Origin of the sequence: Flavobacterium sp., assembly GCF_036405015.1 — a bacterium.
Classification (GTDB): Bacteria; Bacteroidota; Bacteroidia; order Flavobacteriales; family Flavobacteriaceae; genus Flavobacterium.
Genome location: NZ_DASWYK010000018.1, coordinates 1 through 23,215 on the forward strand (window position 1 = coordinate 1; position 23,215 = coordinate 23,215).

At 33.3% G+C, this 23,215-nt stretch carries 21 protein-coding genes; 15 read left to right on the plus strand and 6 right to left on the minus strand.

Annotated features, from left to right (window positions below; all coding sequences use genetic code 11):
• Window positions 1-255: 255 nt before the first annotated feature.
• A complete protein-coding gene (locus VGE71_RS01865) occupies window positions 256-999 on the minus strand; it encodes an RDD family protein (protein WP_331136776.1) in 744 nt (247 codons plus the stop codon).
• A 20-nt stretch (window positions 1,000-1,019) separates the two neighbouring features.
• On the opposite strand from VGE71_RS01865, the gene VGE71_RS01870 reads away from it, so the two are divergent.
• The 13 genes from VGE71_RS01870 (at window position 1,020) to VGE71_RS01930 (ending at window position 15,542) form a co-directional block, all read left to right on the plus strand.
• Window positions 1,020-2,000, plus strand: coding sequence for a stage II sporulation protein M (locus VGE71_RS01870; RefSeq protein WP_331136777.1), 981 nt, complete (start codon window positions 1,020-1,022; stop codon window positions 1,998-2,000).
• 8 nt (window positions 2,001-2,008) lie between these two features.
• Window positions 2,009-2,791, plus strand: a complete 783-nt coding sequence (locus VGE71_RS01875) for a DUF4129 domain-containing protein (RefSeq protein WP_331136778.1) — start codon at window positions 2,009-2,011, stop codon at window positions 2,789-2,791.
• Entirely contained in the window at window positions 2,784-3,989 is a 1,206-nt protein-coding gene (locus VGE71_RS01880) for a DUF4350 domain-containing protein (RefSeq protein WP_331136779.1), read from the plus strand. The genes VGE71_RS01875 and VGE71_RS01880 overlap by 8 nt, the downstream gene beginning before the upstream one ends.
• 65 nt (window positions 3,990-4,054) lie before the next feature.
• Window positions 4,055-5,068: a MoxR family ATPase gene (locus VGE71_RS01885; protein ID WP_331136780.1), complete on the plus strand. Its 1,014-nt coding sequence runs from the start codon at window positions 4,055-4,057 to the stop codon at window positions 5,066-5,068.
• 84 nt (window positions 5,069-5,152) lie between these two features.
• Window positions 5,153-6,484 (plus strand): DUF58 domain-containing protein, encoded by a 1,332-nt coding sequence (locus tag VGE71_RS01890; RefSeq protein ID WP_331136781.1) that lies wholly within the window; start codon window positions 5,153-5,155, stop codon window positions 6,482-6,484.
• A gap of 103 nt (window positions 6,485-6,587) precedes the next feature.
• Complete coding sequence (locus VGE71_RS01895; protein ID WP_331136782.1) at window positions 6,588-7,667, plus strand: phosphoglyceromutase; 1,080 nt, start codon at window positions 6,588-6,590, stop codon at window positions 7,665-7,667.
• A 43-nt stretch (window positions 7,668-7,710) separates the two neighbouring features.
• Entirely contained in the window at window positions 7,711-8,643 is a 933-nt protein-coding gene (locus tag VGE71_RS01900) for a DUF2167 domain-containing protein (protein WP_331136783.1), read from the plus strand.
• A gap of 137 nt (window positions 8,644-8,780) precedes the next feature.
• A complete protein-coding gene (locus tag VGE71_RS01905; protein ID WP_144214853.1) occupies window positions 8,781-9,569 on the plus strand; it encodes a TrmH family RNA methyltransferase in 789 nt (262 codons plus the stop codon).
• Window positions 9,570-9,769: 200 nt separating this feature from the next.
• Window positions 9,770-11,989 carry a RelA/SpoT family protein gene (locus tag VGE71_RS01910; protein WP_331136784.1) on the plus strand — a complete coding sequence of 740 codons (2,220 nt, stop codon included), beginning with the start codon at window positions 9,770-9,772 and terminating at the stop codon, window positions 11,987-11,989.
• 88 nt (window positions 11,990-12,077) lie between these two features.
• Entirely contained in the window at window positions 12,078-12,542 is a 465-nt protein-coding gene (locus VGE71_RS01915) for a Fur family transcriptional regulator (protein ID WP_008462215.1), read from the plus strand.
• A 95-nt stretch (window positions 12,543-12,637) separates the two neighbouring features.
• Complete coding sequence (locus VGE71_RS01920; protein WP_144214855.1) at window positions 12,638-13,909, plus strand: adenylosuccinate synthase; 1,272 nt, start codon at window positions 12,638-12,640, stop codon at window positions 13,907-13,909.
• Window positions 13,910-13,965: 56 nt separating this feature from the next.
• The gene (nudK, locus tag VGE71_RS01925; RefSeq protein ID WP_331136785.1) at window positions 13,966-14,547 is read left to right on the plus strand and encodes a GDP-mannose pyrophosphatase NudK; all 582 of its coding nucleotides are present in this window, start codon (window positions 13,966-13,968) and stop codon (window positions 14,545-14,547) included.
• Between the two features lie 110 nt (window positions 14,548-14,657).
• Window positions 14,658-15,542, plus strand: a complete 885-nt coding sequence (locus tag VGE71_RS01930; RefSeq protein WP_331136786.1) for a L,D-transpeptidase — start codon at window positions 14,658-14,660, stop codon at window positions 15,540-15,542.
• A 340-nt stretch (window positions 15,543-15,882) separates the two neighbouring features.
• On the opposite strand, the gene guaB is transcribed toward VGE71_RS01930, so the two are convergent.
• From guaB to VGE71_RS01950, 4 genes are all read right to left on the minus strand, one after another.
• On the minus strand, window positions 15,883-17,355 hold the full coding sequence (gene guaB / locus VGE71_RS01935) for an IMP dehydrogenase (RefSeq protein ID WP_331136787.1): 1,473 nt from the start codon (window positions 17,353-17,355) through the stop codon (window positions 15,883-15,885).
• A 262-nt stretch (window positions 17,356-17,617) separates the two neighbouring features.
• Complete coding sequence (locus tag VGE71_RS01940; protein ID WP_331136788.1) at window positions 17,618-19,021, minus strand: DUF5723 family protein; 1,404 nt, start codon at window positions 19,019-19,021, stop codon at window positions 17,618-17,620.
• On the minus strand, window positions 19,018-19,566 hold the full coding sequence (locus tag VGE71_RS01945; RefSeq protein WP_331136789.1) for a hypothetical protein: 549 nt from the start codon (window positions 19,564-19,566) through the stop codon (window positions 19,018-19,020). Before VGE71_RS01945 ends, VGE71_RS01940 begins: the two co-directional genes overlap by 4 nt.
• Before the next feature lie 75 nt (window positions 19,567-19,641).
• Complete coding sequence (locus VGE71_RS01950) at window positions 19,642-20,508, minus strand: hydroxymethylglutaryl-CoA lyase (protein ID WP_331136790.1); 867 nt, start codon at window positions 20,506-20,508, stop codon at window positions 19,642-19,644.
• Between the two features lie 209 nt (window positions 20,509-20,717).
• Between VGE71_RS01950 and VGE71_RS01955 the strand changes: the two genes are divergently transcribed.
• Window positions 20,718-21,332, plus strand: coding sequence for a hypothetical protein (locus VGE71_RS01955; protein WP_331136791.1), 615 nt, complete (start codon window positions 20,718-20,720; stop codon window positions 21,330-21,332).
• Window positions 21,329-22,045, plus strand: a complete 717-nt coding sequence (locus VGE71_RS01960) for a DUF3307 domain-containing protein (protein ID WP_331136792.1) — start codon at window positions 21,329-21,331, stop codon at window positions 22,043-22,045. Before VGE71_RS01955 ends, VGE71_RS01960 begins: the two co-directional genes overlap by 4 nt.
• Here the strand turns inward: VGE71_RS01960 and VGE71_RS01965 are convergent.
• On the minus strand, window positions 22,031-23,065 hold the full coding sequence (locus VGE71_RS01965) for a quinone-dependent dihydroorotate dehydrogenase (RefSeq protein ID WP_331136793.1): 1,035 nt from the start codon (window positions 23,063-23,065) through the stop codon (window positions 22,031-22,033). The genes VGE71_RS01960 and VGE71_RS01965 overlap by 15 nt on opposite strands.
• Between the last annotated feature and the right edge of the window lie 150 nt (window positions 23,066-23,215).

Here is a 23,215-nt window from a genome sequence, read left to right on the forward strand (position 1 = left end):
GAATATTCTACGGTTTTATCAGACATTTTTGCAATAGTACATTCAATAATCTGATAATCTCTTTTGATGATTTTATCCAGTTTTTTTCCGCCTTGAGCGAAACTAAAAACGAAAGCAAACAACATTAATACCGTAAGGAAGGACTTTTTAATTTTCATGATGCTGGATTTATTTGATTGTACTAATTAATAATCAGCTAAATATAAAAAATTAAAACGTAAAGTGGAGAATCTTTCCTACTTCTTAAAGAAAAAATCACATGTGCTGTGTGTAGAAATTATAATCTTTTAAAATCACTCTGATAAAATCGCTATTATTTCCAGATTGATTTTTAATTCCTGTTACACTTTCGATTTTTGACACTAATTTATAAATGATTTCGTGATCGTTTTTGGCTTCGGCTTTTTGGTAGGTTTCTTTAATAATTCGCATATCATTATCAGAAAGTTTAATTACCAAAGGATAAGTTGGCACATAAGCATCTCCGATTTCTTCCAAAATAGTGTGACTGATATTAATTTTATTTTTTAAAGTAATAACAGCTGTTCCTGCCGCCATATCACCTAAACGTTGTGATTTCTGACTCGTAATCATGGTTATTATTCCAGGAAGGCCAAAAAGACTGAAAAAATCAATTACCCTAAAAAACCAACGGATTAAATAATCGCCAAAACCTGCTTGATAACCATCAATTTTAACCACTTTAATTTTGACTAATTTCTTTCCAAGTGATTGTCCTTCAAAAACACTTTCTAAAACTAAAGAATAGACTATAATTGGCGAATATATAATTAAATAGATGGCACCTTTTGACCATCCGTCAAGATTAAACATTAATCGTTCGACCTGAAGCCAATCAAAAACCACTAAAGAAATCGTAAACCAATACGAGATTATAATAGCAAAATCGATGAAAAAAGCGCCCAGTCTCTCGCCTACTGTAGCGGCAATAAAATTTATTTTGACATTTTGTGTCGTATTAATAGATAATTCTGACATATTTTATATTTTAGCCTACAATGAGAGAAATTGCTTTTATAAAACAAAATAAAGAAAAATGGCTCGAGTTTGAGCTAGCAATTTTCGGTAAAGCTAAAAAAAATCCTGATGAATTAGCTAATTTATACATTCAAATGATGAATGACTTAGCTTATGCCCAAACGTATTACCCTAAAAGTAAAACGGTTGTGTACTTAAATCATCTGGCTTCCCAAATTTATCAAAAGATTTATAAAACCAAACGAACAGACCGAAATCAATTTATTGACTTTTTTAAAATTGATGTTCCGTTGCTGGTTTATGAGTATAAAAGATATTTACTTTATGCTTTTGCCTTGTTTTTTGTTACCGTTTCTATTGGAGTAATTTCTGCACGCTACGATCAGGATTTTGTTCGTTTGATTTTAGGTGACGAATATGTCAACATGACTTTAGAAAACATCAAAAATGGGAATCCGATGGCGGTTTATGGTTCAGGAAGCAATTGGGGAAGTTTTATCGGAATAACCGTAAACAATCTTTTTGTTGGTGCAAAATGTTATTTCTACGGCATTTTTGCTGGAATTGGTACTTTTACTATCTTCCTTCAAAACTGCATTATGCTGGGATCTTTTCAATATTTCTTTTACGAACAAGGCGTTTTCTGGAAAAGCGTTCGCGGAATCTGGATTCACGGTTCGATGGAAATTTTCGCTATTGTTATAGAAACTACAGCCGGATTTATTTTAGGAGCTTCTATTCTATTTCCAAAAACTTTCTCGAGATTAAATTCATTTAAAATTGGTTTTAAAAATAGTTTCAAAATTTTCCTAAGCACATTTCCTTTTACCATAAGCGCAGGATTTTTGGAAGGTTTTATTACCCGATATTCTATTGATATGCCAAATTGGTTAAGCAGTTTTATTATTTTAATTACGCTTGCTATTATTTCGTTTTATTACTTGATTTATCCTTTTATAGTGCACAAAAAATTACATTCTTTAACCGCCGAAAACCTTTAAAACGAGTAATGACAAGATTATTATTTATTTTATCTTTTCTTTTTTGCTTTTCTGTTTCTCAGGCACAGGACTCTCTTGCTGTACCTGTACCGATTGATCCGCCAAAAATCAGTTCTATTAAATATACTGAAAAGGACATTCAGGTCGATTCCAGAAAAGTAACTGCTAAACATTTCGATAAAAATTTCAAGAAAAAATACACAGATCCTGAGTTTGTTTATGAATACAAAGCTCCTGAAAAAAACTGGTGGGATCATTTTAAGTATTGGCTGGCAAGCAAATTAGCCAATTTATTTAATTTTAAAAGCGTTAAAACCTCGCTGAATTTCTTAGGAATTTTGATTAGGGTTCTCGCAGTTGTCATTGTTATTGTATTGATTTACTTCATTGTAAGAGCTATTACAAAACAAGAAGGAAGATGGATTTTTGGAAAAAATGCCAACAAAAAATCTATTTTCTATTCTGATGCTGAGAAAAACATTCATCTTTTAGATTTCGAAAAATTAATAAAAGAAAGTATTGAAGCGGGCGAACGAAGAATCGCAGTACGTTATTATTATCTCTGGCTCTTAAAAGTAATGGCACAGCACAATTATATTGAATGGGATATCGAAAAAACCAATTCAGATTATATCTACGAACTACATCAGCCTGCTCATAAAGAAGAATTCATCTATCTTTCTTATTTGTACAATTATATCTGGTACGGCGAATTTGAAATCGATGACGTAACTTTTAGAAAAACAGAAAACAGATTTAAGAATGCTTTAAAAACCTTCGGCAATGGATAGAAACGTCAAAATATACATTGCTATTCTGGTATTAATAATCGGTTTGATTATGTTTACAGACAACGGACAGCCAAAAACTATTGACTGGACTCCTACTTATTCTGTAAATGATAAAATTCCGTTTGGATTATACATTTTTGATCACGAAATCAAAGGCTTTTTCAAGAATCAAAAAGTGGAGAAAATTTCGACGCAAACACCGTACGAATATCTAGATGCTCAATATGACGAAAATGAAAATGTTGAGAATTACAGAATCAAAGGTACTTTTATCAATATTTCTGAAGCAAACAATATAGACGAACAGTCTATGAAAGAAATTTTATATTTTGTTTCGCACGGAAATAAAGCTTTCTTAAGTATGAGAGCTTTTCCAAAAGTCTTGCTCGATTCCTTAAAAATACAATTAGCAACAGATTTTATGCCTTCAGAAAATGTTTCAATCTGGATGGCAAATAAAAATGTAAGTTTAAAAAAATATACTTTTAATACCGGTTTAAGTGATTATTTTTCCAGAATCGATACTTTAAATACAAAAGTTTTAGGTTATCAAAACAGTAATAAAAATAAAAGACAGGTTAATTTTATTGAAGTTCCGTACAAAAACGGCTATGTATATTTACACACTCAGCCTGTAGCTTTTACGAATTATAATCTGCTGAAAAAAGATCATTATCAATATGCCGAAAATGTACTTTCGTATTTTACAAAAGGAGATATTTTTTGGCACAATAAAAGCCTGAATGATAAAAGAATTTCAAATTCTCCAATGCGTTATATTTTCAGTCAGCCCGCATTAAAATCGGCTTGGCTTTTAGGACTCTTTGGACTTTTAATTTTTATGATTTTTAATGCAAAACGCAAACAGCGTGTGGTTCCAATTATAAAACCGTTACAAAATCTTACTGTAGATTTTACCAAGACAATCGGAAATTTATACTATCAGGAAGGAGATCACACCAATATTATTGACAAAAAAATTATCTATTTCCTGGAAAAAATCAGAACAGATTATCTGATTGATACAACAAAATTAGATGAAGAATTCATTAAAAAATTGCATTATAAAACCGGAAAAGACGAAAGAGATATTGAAGAATTAGTTCGTTTAATCAATGATCATCGAAAAAGTTATCACGGAAGTCTTGAGGAAGATTTGATTAAAATAAATACAGCAATAGAAAAGATTTTACATTAATATAATTTTCAACCATTCAGATATCCTTTAAATCTGTGGCAAAAAAATAAAAAACATACCAAATTATGGACGATATCAATACATCATCAAACGAAATCACAAATGAAAATGTGAATTTTGAAACCAGAATTAATTTAGGACCTCTTTTAGAACATGTAAGTACAATCAAAAAAGAGATTGAAACTGTCATTGTTGGACAACATAAAATGGTAGATCAGCTTTTGGTGGCTATTTTATCAAACGGACATGTGCTTCTGGAAGGTGTTCCTGGAGTTGCCAAAACAATTACGGCTAAATTGTTAGCTAAAACTTTAAATATTGGTTTCAGCAGAATTCAGTTTACACCCGATTTGATGCCTTCTGATATTTTAGGAACTTCAATATTCAATTTGAAAAATTCAGAATTTGAATTCAAAAAAGGGCCGATTTTCTCCAATTTGATTTTAATAGATGAGATCAACCGTGCTCCTGCCAAAACGCAAGCCGCTCTTTTTGAAGTTATGGAAGAACGCCAAATCACAATTGACGGATCTGGATATCAATTAGAAGCACCGTTTTTGGTTATTGCAACTCAGAATCCAATTGAGCAAGAAGGAACTTATCGTCTTCCAGAAGCTCAGTTAGATCGTTTTCTTTTTAAAATTACGATCGATTATCCAAAATTGAATGAAGAGATTTTAATTATTCAAAGAGAACATTCTTTACAAGATCACGGAAAACTGGATACCATAAAAACCATTCTTTCTTCAGATGAAATTAAAGAATACCAAGCTCTTGTTAAACAAATTAGAGTCGAACAAAATTTATTGGAATACATCGCAAGAATTGTAGTCAACACTCGTGAAAATGCCTTTTTGTATTTAGGAGCTTCTCCTCGTGCTTCGATTGCTATTTTGAATGCGGCTAAAGGTTTTGCAGCCATTCGCGGACGTGATTTTGTGACTCCAGAAGACATTAAAGAAGCTGCAATTCCTGTTTTACAACATAGAGTTATTGTAACTCCAGAACGTGAAATGGAAGGTATTACAAGCTCAGAAATCATTAAACAGATTATCGAAACAGTCGAGATTCCTAGATAGTTTTAGTCGCAGTTTTCAGTCTCAGTCTCAGTTCAACTACTGGCGAAAGTGAAAATTTGAAAAATCACACTTGAAACAAAAAAAATGAAATTCATAAAAAGTTTATATCTAAATAATTTCTTTTTCTATGTGCTTATGGGCATAATAGGATTATTTATTTGTGCTTTTATTTTTCCCAACATTTATAATGCTGTCTGGCTGATTGTATTGGGCTTAGTCACTTTTTTAGGACTTGATATCTTAATGCTTTATATTGCCAGAACTGGACTTGAAGCAGAAAGAATTACTCCAGAAAAATTATCAAATGGCGATTTAAATCCGATTAGGATTAATTTAAAAAATCATTACAATTTTCCGGTTTCGGTTAAAATAATTGATGAGATTCCGTTTCAGTTTCAGGTTCGTGATTTTAAAATTGTAAAAGCAATAAAAGCGTCCACACAAAAAGAAATTAGCTATGAGCTTCGTCCAACAGAACGCGGAGAATATCATTTTGGAGCTTTAAACGTTTATGTATCTTCACCTCTAAAATTAATTTCAAGAAGATTTTCATTTGACAAAGATCAAATGGTTCCGACTTACCCTTCTTATATTCAATTAAGAAAATACGATCTAATCGCTTTTTCGAACAATTTATTTCAATACGGAATCAAGAAAATACGCCGAATTGGTCATACAATGGAATTTGAACAAATTAAAGAATATGTTCAAGGCGATGACTTAAGAACATTGAATTGGAAAGCGACTGCCAAAAGAAATTCTTTAATGGTCAATCAGTTTCAGGACGAAAAATCACAATCGGTTTATATGGCAATTGACAAAGGACGTGTCATGCAAATGCCTTTTGACGGATTAAGTTTATTAGATTACGCAATTAATTCTGCTTTGGTTTTATCTAACGTGATCTTGAAAAAACAGGATAAAGCAGGACTTTTTTCTTTTTCTAAAAAAGTAGAAAACAGAGTTTTTGCCGAAAGAAGAGCTTCTCAAATGCAGAAAATTCTCGAGACTTTATACAATGTAAAAACCGATTTTTTTGAAAGTGACTACAGCCGACTTTACGTTGACATTAAGAAAAACATCAATCAAAGAAGTTTAATTATTCTTTATACGAATTTCGAAACAATGGACGGATTAAATCGTCAATTACCTTATTTAAAAGGAATTGCGAAAAGTCATTTATTGGTCGTTGTTTTCTTTAGCAATACAGAATTAAACAGCATCATCAACCAAAAAACAACTACAATTCAGGAAGTTTACGATAAAGTTATTGCCGAAAAATTCATGTTCGAAAAACGATTAATCGTAAACGAATTGAAGAAATACGGAATTCATTCGGTTTTAACACAACCCGAAAACCTTACTTTAGATGCCATTAATAAGTATCTGGAAATTAAATCAAGAGGTATTTTGTAAATCTTCTCTTTATTAATTTATAGTTACGTTACGTTATCCCGTAAAAATTGATTCATTAAATTAATTAGTTTTGAATCATTAATGTAATTTCAAATTAATAAAAATGAAAAAAGCAGTCTTATTTCTGTTCATTTTAGTTGGCATTCAATCTCATGCGCAAAAGACAGAAAACATCATCATAATTACTACAGATGGTTTCAGATGGCAAGAAGTTTTTAAAGGAATCGATCCTGCGATTGCCAATGACAAAAAATTCAATCAGGGAGATAGTGCCTATATTTATAAAAAATATGCAGATGCCGATGTCAAAGAAGCACGCAAAAAGCTAATGCCTTTTTTCTGGTCTGAAATTGCTTCGAAAGGGCAAATTTATGGCAATAGAGATTTAGGAAACAAAGTTGATGTTGCCAATCCGTATTGGTTTAGTTATCCTGGATACAGTGAAATCATGACCGGAAATGTAGATTTAAAAGTAAACTCGAATGGTTACAAACCAAATCCGAATGTAAATGTTTTGGAGTTTTTAAATCAACAATCTAAACTAAAAGGAAAAGTTGCCGCTTTTGGCGCCTGGGATGCTTTTGACAGAATTCTAAACGAAGAAAGAAGTGGTTTTCCTGTAATTTCTGCCTTTGATAAAGTGGGCGGAAACAAGCCAACTCCAGCCCAAAAATTATTAAATGAAATGCGTGACAATTCATTTAAACCTTTCCATATGGATGAATGTCTAGATGTTTTCACACATTATCAGGCAATGGATGAATTGAAAACTAAAAAGCCAAAAGTACTTTACATTGCTTACGGAGAAACCGATGAATGGGCGCATCACGGAGATTACAGATCTTATCTTGACGCCGCAAATCAAGTGGATAAATGGATTCAGGAAATCTGGAATTTTATTCAAAACGATCCACAGTACAAAAACAAAACAACTTTATTTATCACAGTAGATCACGGACGAGGTGATAAAGTAAAAACGCAATGGACAGACCACGGCGCCGATGTTCCGGGTGCGTCTGAAATCTGGTTCGCTGCAATGGGACCTGAAATTGCATCTAAAGGCGAGATTAAAACCGAATCTCAATTTTATCAAAAACAATTCGCTCAAACTTTGGCCAAAATAATGGGTTACGATTTTAAAACGTCGCATCCTGTCGAAAAAGAGATTTCAGAATTATTCTAATACAACCAAAACCATAAATAATTTTTTAACCAATTAAACCCAAATGAAAAAAACGTTATTATTTCTTTTGTTATCGATTCTTTCGATTTCTAAAATTACAGCTCAACAGCCTGATACTTTAAAGGCGTTTTATGACAAAATTGACAAATCTTTCACTTACGAAACAGGAAAAATTAAACTCCCTGAGGGTGAAGGAACTTTAAATGTCCCGAAAGGATTTAAATTTTTAAATGGAGAACAAACCCAAAATGTTCTGACCAATTTATGGGGAAATCCAGAAGACAAATCTATTCTCGGTTCCCTTGTTCCAGACGGAAAAGGCGTAACTCATGCCGACAGCTGGATGTTTGTAATAAGCTATCAAGGCGATGGTTATGTAAAAGACGATGATGCAGACGATATTGATTATGATGATCTTCTTAAAACTATGAAAGAAGATGTTAAGGCTGAAAATGAAGAAAGAAAAAAAGGCGGTTATTCTGAAGTTCAATTGATTGGATGGGCATCTAAACCTTATTATGACAACAATTTAAAAGTGTTGCACTGGGCAAAAGAATTGCAATTTGGCCAAGATAAAGAACATACCTTAAACTACGACTTAAGAGTTTTAGGAAGAAAAGGAATGTATAACATTTCTGCTGTAGCAGGTGTAAATCAATTAGAAGAAGTTAAAGCAAGTATCCCGGGAATCATTAAAAGTGTAGAGTTTAATGACGGACATAAATATTTGGATTTTGATGCTGATACAGATACTGTTGCCGCTTGGACAATTGGAGGTTTAGTTGCCGGAAAAGTTTTAGCAAAAGTTGGTTTCTTTGCCATCTTAGCCAAATTCGGAAAGTTTATCGTAATCGGAATTATAGCTGCTTTTGCAGGAATTAAAAAATTCCTTTTCGGTGATAAAAATCAAGTTGTTACAAAACCTGTTGAAGAAACAGCTCTTTTAGAAGAAAACAACGATACTACAGAAAAATAATTTTTTATAGCCACGAATTACACGAATTTAAAGACATTAAAATGAATTAAATTCGTGAATTTGTGGCTTATTTAACCGTTTCAATTTTCAAAAAAATCTCTGTACCTTTGCCCCTCTACAACTTTGAGTCTTAAAAAATGAAACAAATCACTTCTGTTCAAAATCCGTTTATAAAATCTTTGGTTTTACTTCAGGAAAAATCCAAAGCCAGAAAACAAACCGGAACATTTTTGATTGAAGGCTTACGCGAAATTTCATTAGCTATAAAAGGCGGTTATGAAATCGAAACGGTTTTATTTTTACCTGAATTAGTTTCTGAAACTGAAATCAACAAACTGATTCAAAATCCATTTCAAATTATTGAAATCAACAAAGAAGTTTATCAGAAACTGGCTTATCGCGATACAACGGAAGGAATTTTAGCTGTTGCAAAAAGCAAATCGCTTCAATTATCTGATCTACAATTATCCGAAAATCCATTAATTTTGGTTGTAGAATCATTGGAAAAACCAGGGAATATTGGCGCAGTTTTACGTACAGCAGATGCCGCTAATCTGGACGCTGTTTTAATTGCCAATCCAAAAAGTGATTTGTACAATCCGAACATTGTTCGTTCAAGTGTGGGATGCCTTTTTACGAATCAAATTGCAACTGGAACAACTTCAGAAATCATTGCTTTTTTAAAAGAAAAAAAGATCAGTTTTTATAGTGCCACTTTGCAAAACTCCACTTCTTATCATACTCAGAATTTTACAACACCAACTGCTTTGGTTGTTGGAACCGAGGCAACAGGATTAACTCAGCAATGGAGAGATGAAGCTACTCAAAACATTATCATTCCAATGCAAGGAGAAATAGATAGTATGAACGTTTCTGTTGCTGCCGCAATTTTAATTTTTGAAGCTAAAAGACAAAGAGGGTTCTGATTTTAGATTTTAGATTTTAAAAATCGCTTCGCTCTTTTTGGAATTTGGGATTTAAAATTTGTTTTTTCATCTTGGACTGAGTGAAGTCGAAGTCCCATTCCTACACAAAAAAATCAAAAATCTGCAATCAAAAATCTACATTTTTCTTCCTTGCGTATATTCAAACTAATTCTTATTTTTAGTACTTGAACTATGCCGTTATGACAGAAATAGATATTGAAAAAGAAAACAAAGCTATTGCACAGGAATACAAGGAATTACTTCGAATAAGTTACCAAACTTTAAGCCCAACTGATAAAAAATTAATTCGAAAAGCTTTTGATGTTGCTGTTGATGCACACAAAGAGCAGAGACGTAAGTCGGGCGAAGCGTATATCTTTCACCCTATTGCAGTTGCAAAAATTGTTGCCTCAGAAATTGGTCTGGGAGCGACCTCTATCGCTGCGGCTTTACTACACGATGTTGTAGAAGATACTCCGATTACAGTTGAAGATATTGAGCGTCTCTTTAATCCGAAAGTTGCACAATTGGTTGAAGGTTTGACTAAAATCTCATTAGTTCAAAAAGACTTAAATGCTTCGATGCAGGCTGAGAATTTCAGAAAAATGATTTTGACGTTGAATGATGACGTGCGTGTAATTCTGATTAAACTGGCAGATCGTCTTCATAATATGCAAACCATGGATTCGATGGCGGAATATAAACAAACCAAAATCGCATCTGAAACTTTATACATTTATGCTCCTCTAGCCCATCGTTTGGGACTTTATAATATTAAAACCAAACTTGAGGATTTAGGATTAAAATATACAGAACCTGCTGTTTACAATGACATTGTAAGTAAAATTCGCGAAACAAAAGAGCAACAAGATGCTTACATCAAAGATATTTCAGATGTTTTGAAAAAATCTTTAGACAGCGAAGGTATGGATTACATCATCAAAGGGCGACCAAAATCTATTTATTCTATTCGTCGAAAAATGCGTGCGCAAAACGTAACTTTTGATGAAGTTTATGACAAATTTGCCCTTAGAATTGTTTACAAAGCAGATCCGCATGAAGAAAAATTCGTAGCCTGGAAAATCTATTCTATCGTAACAGATCATTACAGACCTAGCCCGAGCCGTCTTCGAGATTGGATTTCGTCGCCAAAATCTACCGGTTACGAAGCGCTTCACATTACTGTAATGGGACCAAAAGGTCGTTGGGTAGAAGTTCAAGTTCGAAGCGAGCGTATGGACGAAATTGCCGAAAAAGGTTACGCTGCTCATTACAAATACAAAAATGGCGGAACTGAAGAAAGCGGATTAGACACTTGGCTGAATCTTCTTAGAGAAGCGTTAGAAAACCCTGAAACCAATGCTGTAGACTTTGTTGAAGATTTTAAAATGAATTTATATTCAAAAGAAATTTTCATATTTACACCAAAGGGAGAAATCAAATCATTACCAAAGGGCGCTACTTCTCTGGATTTCGCGTTCAGCATTCACTCTGAAATCGGAATTAAAACCAGAGGGACACGTGTAAACGGTCGTTTAGTTCCTTTAAATTACGAACTTAAAAGTGGTGATCAGGTTGAAGTTATTACATCTCCAAACCAAAAACCAACAGTAAACTGGTTGGAATATGTTACGACTTCAAGAGCTAAAAATAAAATCAAAAACGTTCTTAACGAGAACACTAAAAAAATTGCAGAAGAAGGAAAAGAATTACTTGTTCGAAAACTAAAACATTTAAAAATTACCTTTAATGAACAAGTAACCAACGAATTAGTTAACTTTTTCAAATTAAAAACAAGCTTAGATTTGTTTTATAGAGTTGGAATTGGTGCAATCGAAAATCAGCAGTTAAAAGATTACGCAGCGCAGAAAAGCAATTCGTTTATCAATTTCTTTAAAAATAAAATTAAGCGAAATAAAGATACAGCAGCCGAAGATATTCATAAACCAGTCATTAGCAGCAATTATGACATGCTGGTTTTTGGAACGGAGCATGATAAGCTAGATTATAAACTTTCGCAATGTTGTAATCCGATTCCAGGAGATGATGTTTTTGGATTTGTAACCATCAACGAAGGAATTAAAGTGCATAAAAAAGATTGTCCGAATGCCATCGGAATGCAGTCTAATTATGCTTACCGAATTATGAGCGCCAAATGGATTGACTCTTCGCAAGAAGAATTCAAAGCCATTATCAATATCACCGGAATGGATGTTTTAGGACTTACCAACCAACTGACAAGAGTAATTTCGAACAATATGAGCGTAAATATTCAAAGTATCTCTTTGAGTACAGATGCCGGAATTTTCCATGGTCAGATTGCTGTAATTGTAAAAAATAACACCATTTTGAAGAAAATGATCAATGCAATTAAGAAAATTGATGGAGTTGACAAGGTTACAAGAGAGTATAGAACCTAACTTTTTAGGGAAACTATAAGAATTTTGTAACGAAACTTTAAACCCGAAACTTTTATTCATTAAAAATAAAAAATTATCTTTGCCGGATATGACACTTATTTCAACTGACAACACTAAGAATCAAGAAATTGTAAAAAATGTTTTTACACTATATCTTGAGCAAAAAGGGCATCGCAAAACTCCTGAGCGTTATGCTATACTTCAGGAAATTTACGATAGCGAGGAGCATTTTGACATAGAAAACCTTTATATCAAAATGAAAAACAAAAACTATCGTGTGAGTAGAGCTACTTTATACAACACGATCGAGTTATTGTTGGACTGCGCTTTGGTTAGAAAACATCAATTTGGACAAAATCAGGCTTATTACGAAAAATCATATTTTGATAAGCAGCACGACCACATCATTATGACAGATTCTGGTGAGGTAATCGAATTTTGTGATCCAAGAATTCAAACCATCAAAAAGACTATCGAAGAAATTTTTGATATCGAAATTACAAATCATTCGCTTTATTTCTACGGAAACAAAAAGCAAAATTCAAACTCATAGTCTTTAATCAGACTTTAAAGGAAAAACAAAAAAAGAAAAATTAACTACATAATCAGTAGGACAACTTAGATTGTCCCAACGCAAATTAAAACAGAATGACCGTAGATTTATTACTAGGATTACAATGGGGAGATGAAGGTAAAGGAAAAATTGTTGACGTACTTACCTCAAATTATGATATTATTGCACGTTTCCAAGGAGGACCAAACGCAGGACATACATTAGAATTTGACGGAATTAAACACGTACTTAGAACAATTCCTTCTGGAATTTTCCACAAAAACTCAGTAAACATCATCGGAAATGGAGTTGTAATTGATCCTGTAGTTTTCCAAAAAGAAATTGAAGGTTTAGAGAAATTCAACCTTGATATTAAAAGCAAATTAATCATTTCAAGAAAAGCACACTTAATTTTACCTACTCACCGTTTGCTTGATGCAGCCTCTGAAGCTTCTAAAGGAAAAGCTAAAATTGGTTCTACTCTTAAAGGAATTGGACCAACTTACATGGATAAAACAGGTAGAAATGGTTTACGTGTTGGAGATATCGAATTAGAAGATTTTAAAGAGCGTTACAGAGCTTTAGCAGACAAACACGAAGCAATGATTGCTTTTTATGATGTTGCTATTCAATATAATTTAGCTGAATTAGAAAAAGAATTCTTTGAAGCTATTGAAGAACTTAAAAAATTAGATTTCATTGACAGTGAAGAATACATGCACCAAGCTCAAAAAGCTGGGAAATCTATTCTTTGTGAAGGTGCTCAAGGATCTTTACTTGATGTTGATTTCGGAACTTATCCTTTCGTAACTTCATCAAACACTACTGCAGCTGGAGCTTGTACAGGTTTAGGAATTGCTCCAAACAAAATCAAAGAAGTTTACGGAATTTTCAAAGCTTACGTTACACGTGTAGGTAGCGGACCTTTCCCAACTGAACTTTTTGACGAAGTTGGTGCTACAATGGCAAAAGTAGGTAACGAATTTGGTTCTGTAACAGGAAGACAAAGACGTTGTGGATGGTTAGACTTAGTAGCTTTAAAATATGCTGTCCAAGTAAATGGAGTTACTCAGTTAATGATGATGAAAGGTGATGTACTTTCTGGTTTTGAAACTTTAAAAGTTTGTACAGAGTACAACTACAAAGGACAAAATATTTCTCACTTCCCATACAACATTGAACCAGAAAACGTTACTCCGGTTTACAAAGAATTTAAAGGATGGAAAGCTGACTTAACAGGCCTAACAACTTACGATCAATTACCAATTGAGCTAAAAGAATATATCGAGTTTATTGAAAAAGAAATCGAAGTACCAATCAAAATTGTATCGGTTGGACCAGATAGAAAACAAACAATAACAAAATAATACATTTAAAACGCTCTGATAATCAGAGCGTTTTTTTTATACAAATCATTTCATTTATGAAAAATCCAGAAGTTCAAATTAAAGAAACTAAATTATTATCAGACAATTGGTATATTTTAAATCGAGTTACATTTGATTACAAAAAAGAAAATGGCGAAATTGAAGTTCATACACGAGAAGTTTATGATCGCGGTAATGGTGCTGGAATTTTATTATACAATTCAATAAAAAAGACCGTTATTTTAACGCGTCAGTTTCGTTTACCGACTTTTCTAAACGGAAATAAAGACGGAATGATGATTGAAGTTTGCGCTGGTCTTTTAGACAAAGACAATCCCGAAACTGCGATTATCCGCGAAACAGAAGAGGAAACAGGCTACCGAATTTCTAAAGTGGAAAAAGTTTTTGAAACCTATATGTCTCCCGGCGCTGTAACAGAAATTTTATATCTCTTTGTGGGCGAATATGACGAAAGCATGAAAGTAAGCGAAGGTGGCGGATTGGACGCTGAACAAGAAAACATTGAAGTTTTAGAGTTTACTTTTGATCAAGCTTATGCCATGATTGAATCTGGAGAAATTACAGACGCTAAAACTATTATGTTGTTGCAGCATGCTAAAATAAAAGGGTTGATTTAAATTTCACCTGTCTGTCTATATAAAATGAAAATCCCGAAACCAATTCAAAAAATTATGTAACCCTTTTCAGCTATCATAATCTTAACTTTAATTTCATAAAAATACGACCTATGAAAAAGTTATATTACACAGCAAACGGACTACTGATTTTAATGTTGGTTTTATTAGGTTCTTGTAAAAAAACCGATACGATCACATTGACAGAAAATAAAACAGAGAAAAAAGAGGTAATTGAATACAAGAAACCCAAAACAGTTTCTTATCAAATTTCTAATACCAAAGAATGGCTGAAACTTAATGAAGCTGACAGCAGTAAAATGAATATTGTATACGCCTTAAACAGAACCGACAAAGCCAATTTCAAAAAACTGGATTCAGTTGTAATTCCAGCAGATTTTACTGGTGATTTGGTTTATTATCTACCTTTTCCACTGCATGTTTCTGCATTAGAAGAAGTTTCAAAAATTATTCTCTTTTCGTATCCGACTCAGACTTTTGCTGCCTACGAAAATGGCGAATTAGTTCGTACAGGCCCAACTAATATGGGAAGAAAAAAAGACCCTACTCCAACCGGATTGTTTTTCACCAATTGGAAAGCTGAAAAAACAACAAGTACTTTTAATGACGAATGGGAATTAAAGTGGAATTTTAATATAGAAAACAAACTTGGAGTTGGTTTTCATCAATACGATTTACCTGGATATCCAGCGTCGCATTCTTGTTTGAGATTACTAGAAAAAGATGCCAAATATCTTTACAAATTCGCCGATGAATGGATTTTGAAAGACAAAGAAAACGTAAAAGTAAAAGGAACTCCAGTAGTAGTTTTTGGAAGTTATGATTTTGACGGACCAAAACCTTGGCTTAAATTGTCCTCAGATCCAGAGGCTCTAAATATATCTGAAGGTGATATTGAGACAGAAACAAAACCGTTTTTAAAAGAAATTTTAGAAAATCAAAATCTTAGAGAAGCCGAACCAACAAAAACTATATAGTATATTGTGTTTGATTTTATTTAAAAATACAACTTTGAATAAAATAGCACGCGAATCAAACGGATTTACTTCGTAAAAACGCGGACAAAAACGGATTTTTTTGATTCTTTCCGTTTTTTTCCGCGTTTTCGTGATAACGAATCTACCTAATCTGTGTCAAAATTTATACTATTTTAATTGCGCCCAACGGTTAATACAATAGTATGAAATCAGCTGAGAAATAGAAGATCTATTGCATTCTGACATTGTAGCTGAGGATAATTTGAATAGTTGGTTTTAAAAAACAAAAAAGGCGTAAGAATCAAATCTTACGCCTTTATATTATATCGAAAACTAAAAATTATCTAGAATAATTTGGAGCTTCTTTTGTGATAGTTACGTTGTGTGGATGACTTTCGGTGATTCCGCTAGAAGTGATTCTAACAAAACGTCCTGTTTCTTGTAAAGTCGGAATATCTTTTGAACCACAGTATCCCATACCTGCACGAAGACCTCCAATAAACTGAAGCATACTTTCGTTCAATTCTCCTTTGTAAGGAACACGTCCAACGATTCCTTCTGGAACCAATTTCTTAACGTCGTCTTCAACATCTTGGAAATAACGATCTTTAGAACCCGTTTGCATTGCTTCAACAGAACCCATTCCGCGGTAAGATTTGAATTTTCTTCCTTCAAAAATGATAGTTTCTCCTGGAGATTCTTTTGTTCCTGCTAATAATGAACCTAACATTACACAGTCAGCACCTGCAGCGATTGCTTTAGGAATGTCTCCTGTATAACGAATTCCACCATCAGCAATAACTGGAACTCCAGTTCCTTTAATTGCAGCAGCAACTTCTAAAACTGCTGAGAATTGAGGAAAACCTACACCTGCAACAATACGAGTTGTACAGATCGAACCAGGACCAATTCCAACTTTTACACCATCAGCACCATTTTCTACTAAATATTTAGCAGCTTCAGGAGTTGCAATGTTTCCAACAATTACATCAATTTGCGGGAATTTTGATTTTACTTCTTTTAAAGTGTTTACCACACCTTCTGTATGTCCGTGAGCTGTATCAATAATGATTGCATCTACACCTGCATTTACCAAAGCTTCAGCTCTTTGAACTGCATCTCCTGTAACTCCAATTGCAGCAGCAACTCTCAAACGTCCAAAAGAATCTTTATTTGCAATTGGCTTTTGAGTCAGTTTTGTAATATCTCTAAATGTAATTAAACCAACTAATTCATTTTGAGCATTTACAACTGGTAATTTTTCGATTTTATGTCCTTGTAAAACAACTTCTGCTTGTTCTAAAGAAGTTCCTTCTGCAACCGTTACCAAGTTTTCACTTGTCATAACTTCAGCAATTGGTCTTGAACCATTTTTTTCGAAACGTAAGTCACGATTGGTTACAATTCCTTTTAGGATTTTGTTTTCGTCAACGATTGGAATACCACCGATTCCGAATTCTTTCATGGCATTTTTTGCGTCAGCGATTGTAGAGTTCATTGGTAATGTTACCGGATCGATAATCATACCTGCTTCAGCACGTTTTACTTTTCGAACTTTTCCTGCCTGTTGTTCGATAGTCATATTTTTATGTAAAACACCGATTCCTCCTTCTTGTGCCATAGCAATTGCCATTGCACTTTCTGTTACTGTATCCATAGCAGCAGATACAATTGGAACGTTTAATGTGATGTTTCTTGAGAATTTCGATTTGATACTCACTTCGCGTGGAAGCACATTCGAGTAGTTAGGTACTAATAATACATCGTCGTAAGTTAAACCTTCGCCGATAATCTTGGAGTTGTGTGCTATCATGTTGCAATTTCTAGTTGAATTGCGTGCAAATATAGTGAATAAATTGCTAACTTGAATACTAAGTTATTCATAAATTTACGTTTACACGAATCATCTTACAAAACTGCATATTTTAGCCCAGATGGAAATGGAAAGCCACGAAAAGCTAAAAAACATTTTTTTCTGGTTTAAAAAAGCGACCAACGGAAGCTCTTTTTAAATCTTGAAAAAAAGTGTTTTAGCTCGAGTGCTTGAAATGTACAGCTGGAAATTGCTCCTGAAATCAATCATCATCACGACCTTGAAAAACAAAATTGATTCCGAGTTGGAATGTGGCACTGTTGGCTTTTGATAAATCTTTATATTCTAAAACATTTCCGAACAAGGCATAAATATTGACCGCTCCTACTGTTCCTGCAAGTCCTAAACCGATATTTTTGTTTGAAAATGTATCGAAAGTGTAGGTTGCTTTTGCTTCCAGTTTTCTAAAAATGCTTCTTTTATAAAATGCCGTCAGGGCAAATAACGGTTCGCGGGGTGCCGTCATAGCGAATAATTGCGCGCCAACTGCATTCTTATAATAGGTGTCGATTTTTCCGCGGCAATTACATTCATCATCTGGACGTGCTTCTCCAAATGAATATTGAATGGATGAATAAAATTTGGTCGGACGCCAAGTAGTGTATTTATTATATAATGTATCTCTGGGAATAGCTCTGTCAAATTCGTCAAAAACATTTTCTGGATCATCATTACCCATAAAATCAGGATTTACTCCATCGTATTGATACGTTCCTTTGTAAGTCAGGGTTTCGATATCTTTTGATTGTCTTACAAAACCTAAATCTATTACACTCGCTGTTAGCTGTAAATTGTTTTTAATGTAATAGGTAAATCCAGCATCGACACCAAGTCCTAAACTTCCGCTAAAAAAGGTGTTGTTAGCAATATCTCTAACGACATTTCCTTCATATTCATCTTTTGTGAATTTAGAAATTCCAGAAGTTTTTAATTCCAAATTTGAAGAAATAATTTGGTTGTAAAGATTAGTATCTCCGGCATTTTGCCCAGTATAAATGTAGCCTGAATTCTTTGTTGATGTTGCATTGGCTCCACTAGAATAAATTTTAGCGCGTCCGCCGTAAACCAATTTATCGCTTACTTTTTTATGAAAACCAACATGCCAAACAGAAAGAACCTCAGCTTTCATGTTTAAATCTCCAAGATTGAACGACTTTCCGATATAATTTCTGTTTCCGTCTAAAGCCAAAATTGCTAAATCTTTTGGAACAAACATAAAAAAGTCAAACTCTTGGTACAAACCGAAGGAAACATACGATTTACTTTCTCTACCACCAATTCTAAATCCACCGGAAAAAACTTCCAATTGCTGGTTGGTAACCACTTTATCTCTATTTGTAGATTGATTTACTACGTTTCGAACTTTTTGATTAAAATCGACACCATTGTTGGCAAACAAATCGTAAGCCGTAAAACTGCTTGAACCTACATTGGCCGAAATTCCGGATAAAACAGGAAATCCAAAATAATATTTATAAGAAACATCGGCTCCTGGATTTACCATTAAGGATTGAGGAATCGCAGTAAAATTATACAGCAGTTCTTTATTTTGAGAAAAAGAGGAAAGCTGAAAAACGAGGCAGATAATCAGAATTATTTTTCTCATTCGACTGTTAAATAAACTGTTGCACCTGATCTTAATTTAAGATTTCCTAAGCTTGCAGCATTTAATGGTGCGCCGGTTGCTATTAAAACAACGAAACCTATTTTTGTAGTTTGTTTTAGAAGAGCCAATCTTTCATTTTCAAAAACTTCTGTTGGATATTTTATCACATTCGAAGTCCCTGTATAAGCAGGAACAGTATAAGATATGGTTTGCAAAATTTGATTTTGGTCATTCATCAATAAAAGATTGACCGCAAAAGTTCTATCTATGTTATTTTCGATTTCAAAATCAAACTCGGCTTTATGCAGATGATTGGTAAAGAATTTATCTCTAAAAACATCAAAGTCTCTGGTATCAAAAGCAATATGAGTACCTCCATCATCTATAAGCTGATTGGCAGGAATATCAAAATGGGCAAGATTCGCCACAACAACTGGTTCCAACTTTAAATCTTTAATTTGATCGAAATCTAAATCGCTCGAACAGGAAAAGAATAGAAAGGCGAGTAAAATTATACTAGAAATATTGTAGTATTTTGATTTCATGATAAAAGTATATCTAATAAATGTAACGCTAAATGTTTACAATCATTATCTAAGGTAAGTAAATATAACCATTTATTAATGGAACTTTCCGAACAATTTTGAAGCTTCATTATAAGCGCTTTCAAAACTAAGAGAGTTCAAACCTGTAACTTTCTTATTCGCAGTAAAATACGAAATCAATTTTTCTGTAGGCATATTTCCAGTCAATTTATCGGTTGCCATAGGACAGCCTCCAAAGCCTTGAATAGCGCCATCAAAACGAGTACATCCTGCTTTTGATGCGGCATCTATCTTTTCAAACCAGCTTTCTGGCGTAGTATGTAAATGTGCACCAAACTCGATCTTTGGGTATTTCGGAATCAAATGAGAAAACAGGTACGTAATTACTTCGGGCGTTGAACTTCCGACAGTATCTGAAAGTGACAAGATCTTCACTCCCATTCCTGCGAGTTTTTCTGTCCATTCTGCCACAATTTCAACATTCCACGGATCTCCGTAAGGATTCCCAAAACCCATTGAAAGATAGGTAACTACTTCTTTATTTTTCTTATCTGCAACTTCCAGAATTTCTTTTAAGGTAATTAAGGATTCTGCAATCGTTTTATGGGTATTACGCATCTGGAAATTCTCTGAAATAGAAAATGGAAAACCTAGATATTGAATCTGTTCATATTCAGAAGCTGTTATCGCGCCTTGCGTATTGGCAATAATCGAAAGTAGTTTGCTTGTTGTCTGAGACAAATCAAGTTGTTCTAAAACGGCTGCAGTATCCTGCATTTGCGGAATCGCTTTTGGAGAAACAAAGCTTCCAAAATCAATAGTATCAAAACCTACTCTAAGCAAAGCTTGTATATAGGAAACTTTATTTTTGGTTGGAATAAAATCTCTTATGCCTTGCATGGCATCTCTTGGACATTCAATGATTTTGATTTCTTTATTCAAAGCTTATTCTTTTGTAGAAGCTAAGTTAGTTTCTTTTTTACTGAAATAAAAAAGATTTTTACTCGAAACCAATTATTCCCTACTATTGTAATTATTTAAATTATTACATAAAAACGTAATAACAAACAATATTACCAAAAAACGTAATAATTAAAATTATTACTTATATTTGTAATAGAAAGTTTATTATTTTTTAATTATATTTGGTTATGACTAGTGTAATTACAGGTGACATAATTGGTTCAAGACAACAAAAATCAGAGCATTGGGTTGAGGATCTTAAAAAGATTTTAGCTCCATTGGGCGCTACGCCTAGTCAATGGGAGATTTATCGTGGAGATGAATTTCAAATTGAAGTTTCAATTCCCGAAAATGCTTTACTAATTGCTATTTTAATAAAAGCTCGTTTAAGAGCACTAAAATTGGATGCTAGAATGAGTATTGGTTTTGGAGACAAAACGTATAATACTGAAAGAATTTCAGAAAGCAATGGTTCTGCCTTTATAAATTCAGGAGAGCTTTTTGAAACTTTAAAAAAGCAGAAAGTGACTTTAGCACTTCGGAGCGGTGACAACAGTTTTGATGAAAAATTGAATTTAATGCTCCAACTGGCTTTAACTTTTATGGACAGCTGGCTGGTACAATCTGCAGAATTTGTTGCTGTTGCTATAGAAAATCCAACTTTGTCACAAGAAGAATTAGGGCAAAAATTAGGAATTAACCAAGCCGCTGTCAGCCGAAGACAAAAACGCGCTCAGTTTGATTTGGTTATGAATTTAGATCGATATTTTAGAACACAAATAAAACAAATTACAGCCTTATGATTTTATTCGTAAAACTGCTTTTAGCTCATTTATTAGGTGATTTTATCTGGCAACCAAATTCCTGGGTAGCCGATAAAGAGATAAAAAAATATAAAAGTATTTACTTGTATGTTCATCTTTTATTGCATGGTGTCTTAACCGTAATCCTTGTCGGCGAAATCAGTTTTATACCTTATGCTATTTTAATTGCCATAACACACGGAATTATCGATATAATCAAATTGAATTTTCAGAAAAAGAAAACCAAACGTACTTGGTTTGTTGCAGACCAAATTACACATATTCTGATTCTAATCGCCGTGGTTCTACTTTACGAAAATAAAGGCTTGGTATCTTTTTGGCAACACAATGAATTCTGGATTTTAGTTACTGGAATTTTATTGGTTACCAAACCTACTTCTATACTCATCAAAACCATTATTTCTATTTGGAGTCCAGAAAGCAGAAACAGCCACCAAGACAATTCTCTTGCCAGTGCAGGAAATTACATTGGCATTTTAGAACGTCTCTTAGTGGTTTGTTTTATTTTGACAGCACATTTTGAAGCTATCGGATTTCTATTGGCCGCAAAATCTATTTTTAGATTCGGAGATCTAAAAGAAGCCAAAGACCGAAAACTTACAGAATATGTAATGATTGGAACTTTAATCAGTTTTGGAATTGCTATTATTGTGGGACTTGCAATTCAGGCCATTCTTTTACAATTGCCCTAAAACTTTTTTATTGATCGCTTTTATTAACGCCGGTCCTTCATAAATAAAACCAGTGTACAATTGCACTAAACTTGCTCCTGCATTTAGTTTTTCGATGGCATCGTCTGCAGAATGAATTCCTCCTACTCCAATAATTGGGAATGCTTTATTGCTTTTTTCTGAAAGAAAACGAATTACTTCTGTAGAACGTTTTGTTAATGGTTTTCCAGATAAACCTCCTGTTTCAGATTGATTGGCAGATTGTAAACCTTCTCTCGAAATTGTAGTATTGGTTGCAATTACACCCGCAATCTGTGTTGTTTTTACAATATCAATAATATCTAATAATTGCTCATCTGTTAAGTCTGGAGCAATTTTTAGAAGAATTGGTTTTACTTTTTGCGTGCTTGTTTTTTGTTTTTCAACATTTCTATTTTGCAAAGTCTGCAATAATGCTGTTAAAGGTTCTTTGTCTTGTAAAGCTCTTAAATTTGGTGTATTTGGAGAACTTACATTCACAACAAAATAATCAACGTGATCGTACAAAGCATCAAAACAAATGATGTAATCTTTAACGGCATCTTCATTATCGGTCACTTTATTTTTCCCGATATTTCCTCCAATTAAAACTCCCGAATTTTTCTTCAAACGTTCAACTGCTTCTAGAACTCCGCCATTATTAAATCCCATTCGGTTAATAATTGCCTGATCTTCTTTTAAACGAAATAAACGTTTTTTCGGATTTCCTTCTTGTCCAACTGGTGTTACTGTTCCGATTTCGATAAAACCAAAACCAAAATCACCCAATTCTTTGTACAATTTTGCATCTTTATCAAATCCTGCGGCAAGTCCAACTGGATTTTTGAATTTGATTCCGAAAACTTCTCTTTCTAATCGAGCGTCTTTTACTTCATAAATTGATCTTATAATCGCCGAAACTCCTGGGATTTTTGAAATGAATTTTACAAATGAAAAAGTAAAGTAATGCACTTCTTCAGGATCAAACCAAAAAAGTATCGGACGAATTATCAATTTATACATAAGAGTTGTGTTGTTATTTTTTCGGATGCAAATTTAAATATTATAGTTTAAAAAGGTACCTATTTACGAAAACAAATAATTTCAATTTTGTTTGATTCTTCAATGTACATTGTAATCTCACTCCTTTTTTTTGTTCAAAATCAGGTTTTT

Excerpts from the sequence above, each read along its gene's own strand:
- VGE71_RS01895 (WP_331136782.1), top strand. The coding sequence starts at position 6,588 with ATGAAAAAAGCAGTCTTATTTCTGTTCATTTTAGTTGGCATTCAATCT.
- VGE71_RS01905 (WP_144214853.1), top strand. The coding sequence starts at position 8,781 with ATGAAACAAATCACTTCTGTTCAAAATCCGTTTATAAAATCTTTGGTT.
- VGE71_RS01880 (WP_331136779.1), top strand. The coding sequence starts at position 2,784 with ATGGATAGAAACGTCAAAATATACATTGCTATTCTGGTATTAATAATC.
- VGE71_RS01885 (WP_331136780.1), top strand. The coding sequence starts at position 4,055 with ATGGACGATATCAATACATCATCAAACGAAATCACAAATGAAAATGTG.
- VGE71_RS01945 (WP_331136789.1), bottom strand. The coding sequence starts at position 19,566 with ATGAAATCAAAATACTACAATATTTCTAGTATAATTTTACTCGCCTTT.
- VGE71_RS01960 (WP_331136792.1), top strand. The coding sequence starts at position 21,329 with ATGATTTTATTCGTAAAACTGCTTTTAGCTCATTTATTAGGTGATTTT.
- VGE71_RS01865 (WP_331136776.1), bottom strand. The coding sequence starts at position 999 with ATGTCAGAATTATCTATTAATACGACACAAAATGTCAAAATAAATTTT.
- VGE71_RS01920 (WP_144214855.1), top strand. The coding sequence starts at position 12,638 with ATGACCGTAGATTTATTACTAGGATTACAATGGGGAGATGAAGGTAAA.
- VGE71_RS01930 (WP_331136786.1), top strand. The coding sequence starts at position 14,658 with ATGAAAAAGTTATATTACACAGCAAACGGACTACTGATTTTAATGTTG.
- VGE71_RS01915 (WP_008462215.1), top strand. The coding sequence starts at position 12,078 with ATGACACTTATTTCAACTGACAACACTAAGAATCAAGAAATTGTAAAA.
- VGE71_RS01890 (WP_331136781.1), top strand. The coding sequence starts at position 5,153 with ATGAAATTCATAAAAAGTTTATATCTAAATAATTTCTTTTTCTATGTG.
- VGE71_RS01870 (WP_331136777.1), top strand. The coding sequence starts at position 1,020 with ATGAGAGAAATTGCTTTTATAAAACAAAATAAAGAAAAATGGCTCGAG.
- VGE71_RS01910 (WP_331136784.1), top strand. The coding sequence starts at position 9,770 with ATGACAGAAATAGATATTGAAAAAGAAAACAAAGCTATTGCACAGGAA.
- VGE71_RS01965 (WP_331136793.1), bottom strand. The coding sequence starts at position 23,065 with ATGTATAAATTGATAATTCGTCCGATACTTTTTTGGTTTGATCCTGAA.
- VGE71_RS01900 (WP_331136783.1), top strand. The coding sequence starts at position 7,711 with ATGAAAAAAACGTTATTATTTCTTTTGTTATCGATTCTTTCGATTTCT.
- VGE71_RS01955 (WP_331136791.1), top strand. The coding sequence starts at position 20,718 with ATGACTAGTGTAATTACAGGTGACATAATTGGTTCAAGACAACAAAAA.
- VGE71_RS01875 (WP_331136778.1), top strand. The coding sequence starts at position 2,009 with ATGACAAGATTATTATTTATTTTATCTTTTCTTTTTTGCTTTTCTGTT.
- VGE71_RS01940 (WP_331136788.1), bottom strand. The coding sequence starts at position 19,021 with ATGAGAAAAATAATTCTGATTATCTGCCTCGTTTTTCAGCTTTCCTCT.
- nudK (WP_331136785.1), top strand. The coding sequence starts at position 13,966 with ATGAAAAATCCAGAAGTTCAAATTAAAGAAACTAAATTATTATCAGAC.
- guaB (WP_331136787.1), bottom strand. The coding sequence starts at position 17,355 with ATGATAGCACACAACTCCAAGATTATCGGCGAAGGTTTAACTTACGAC.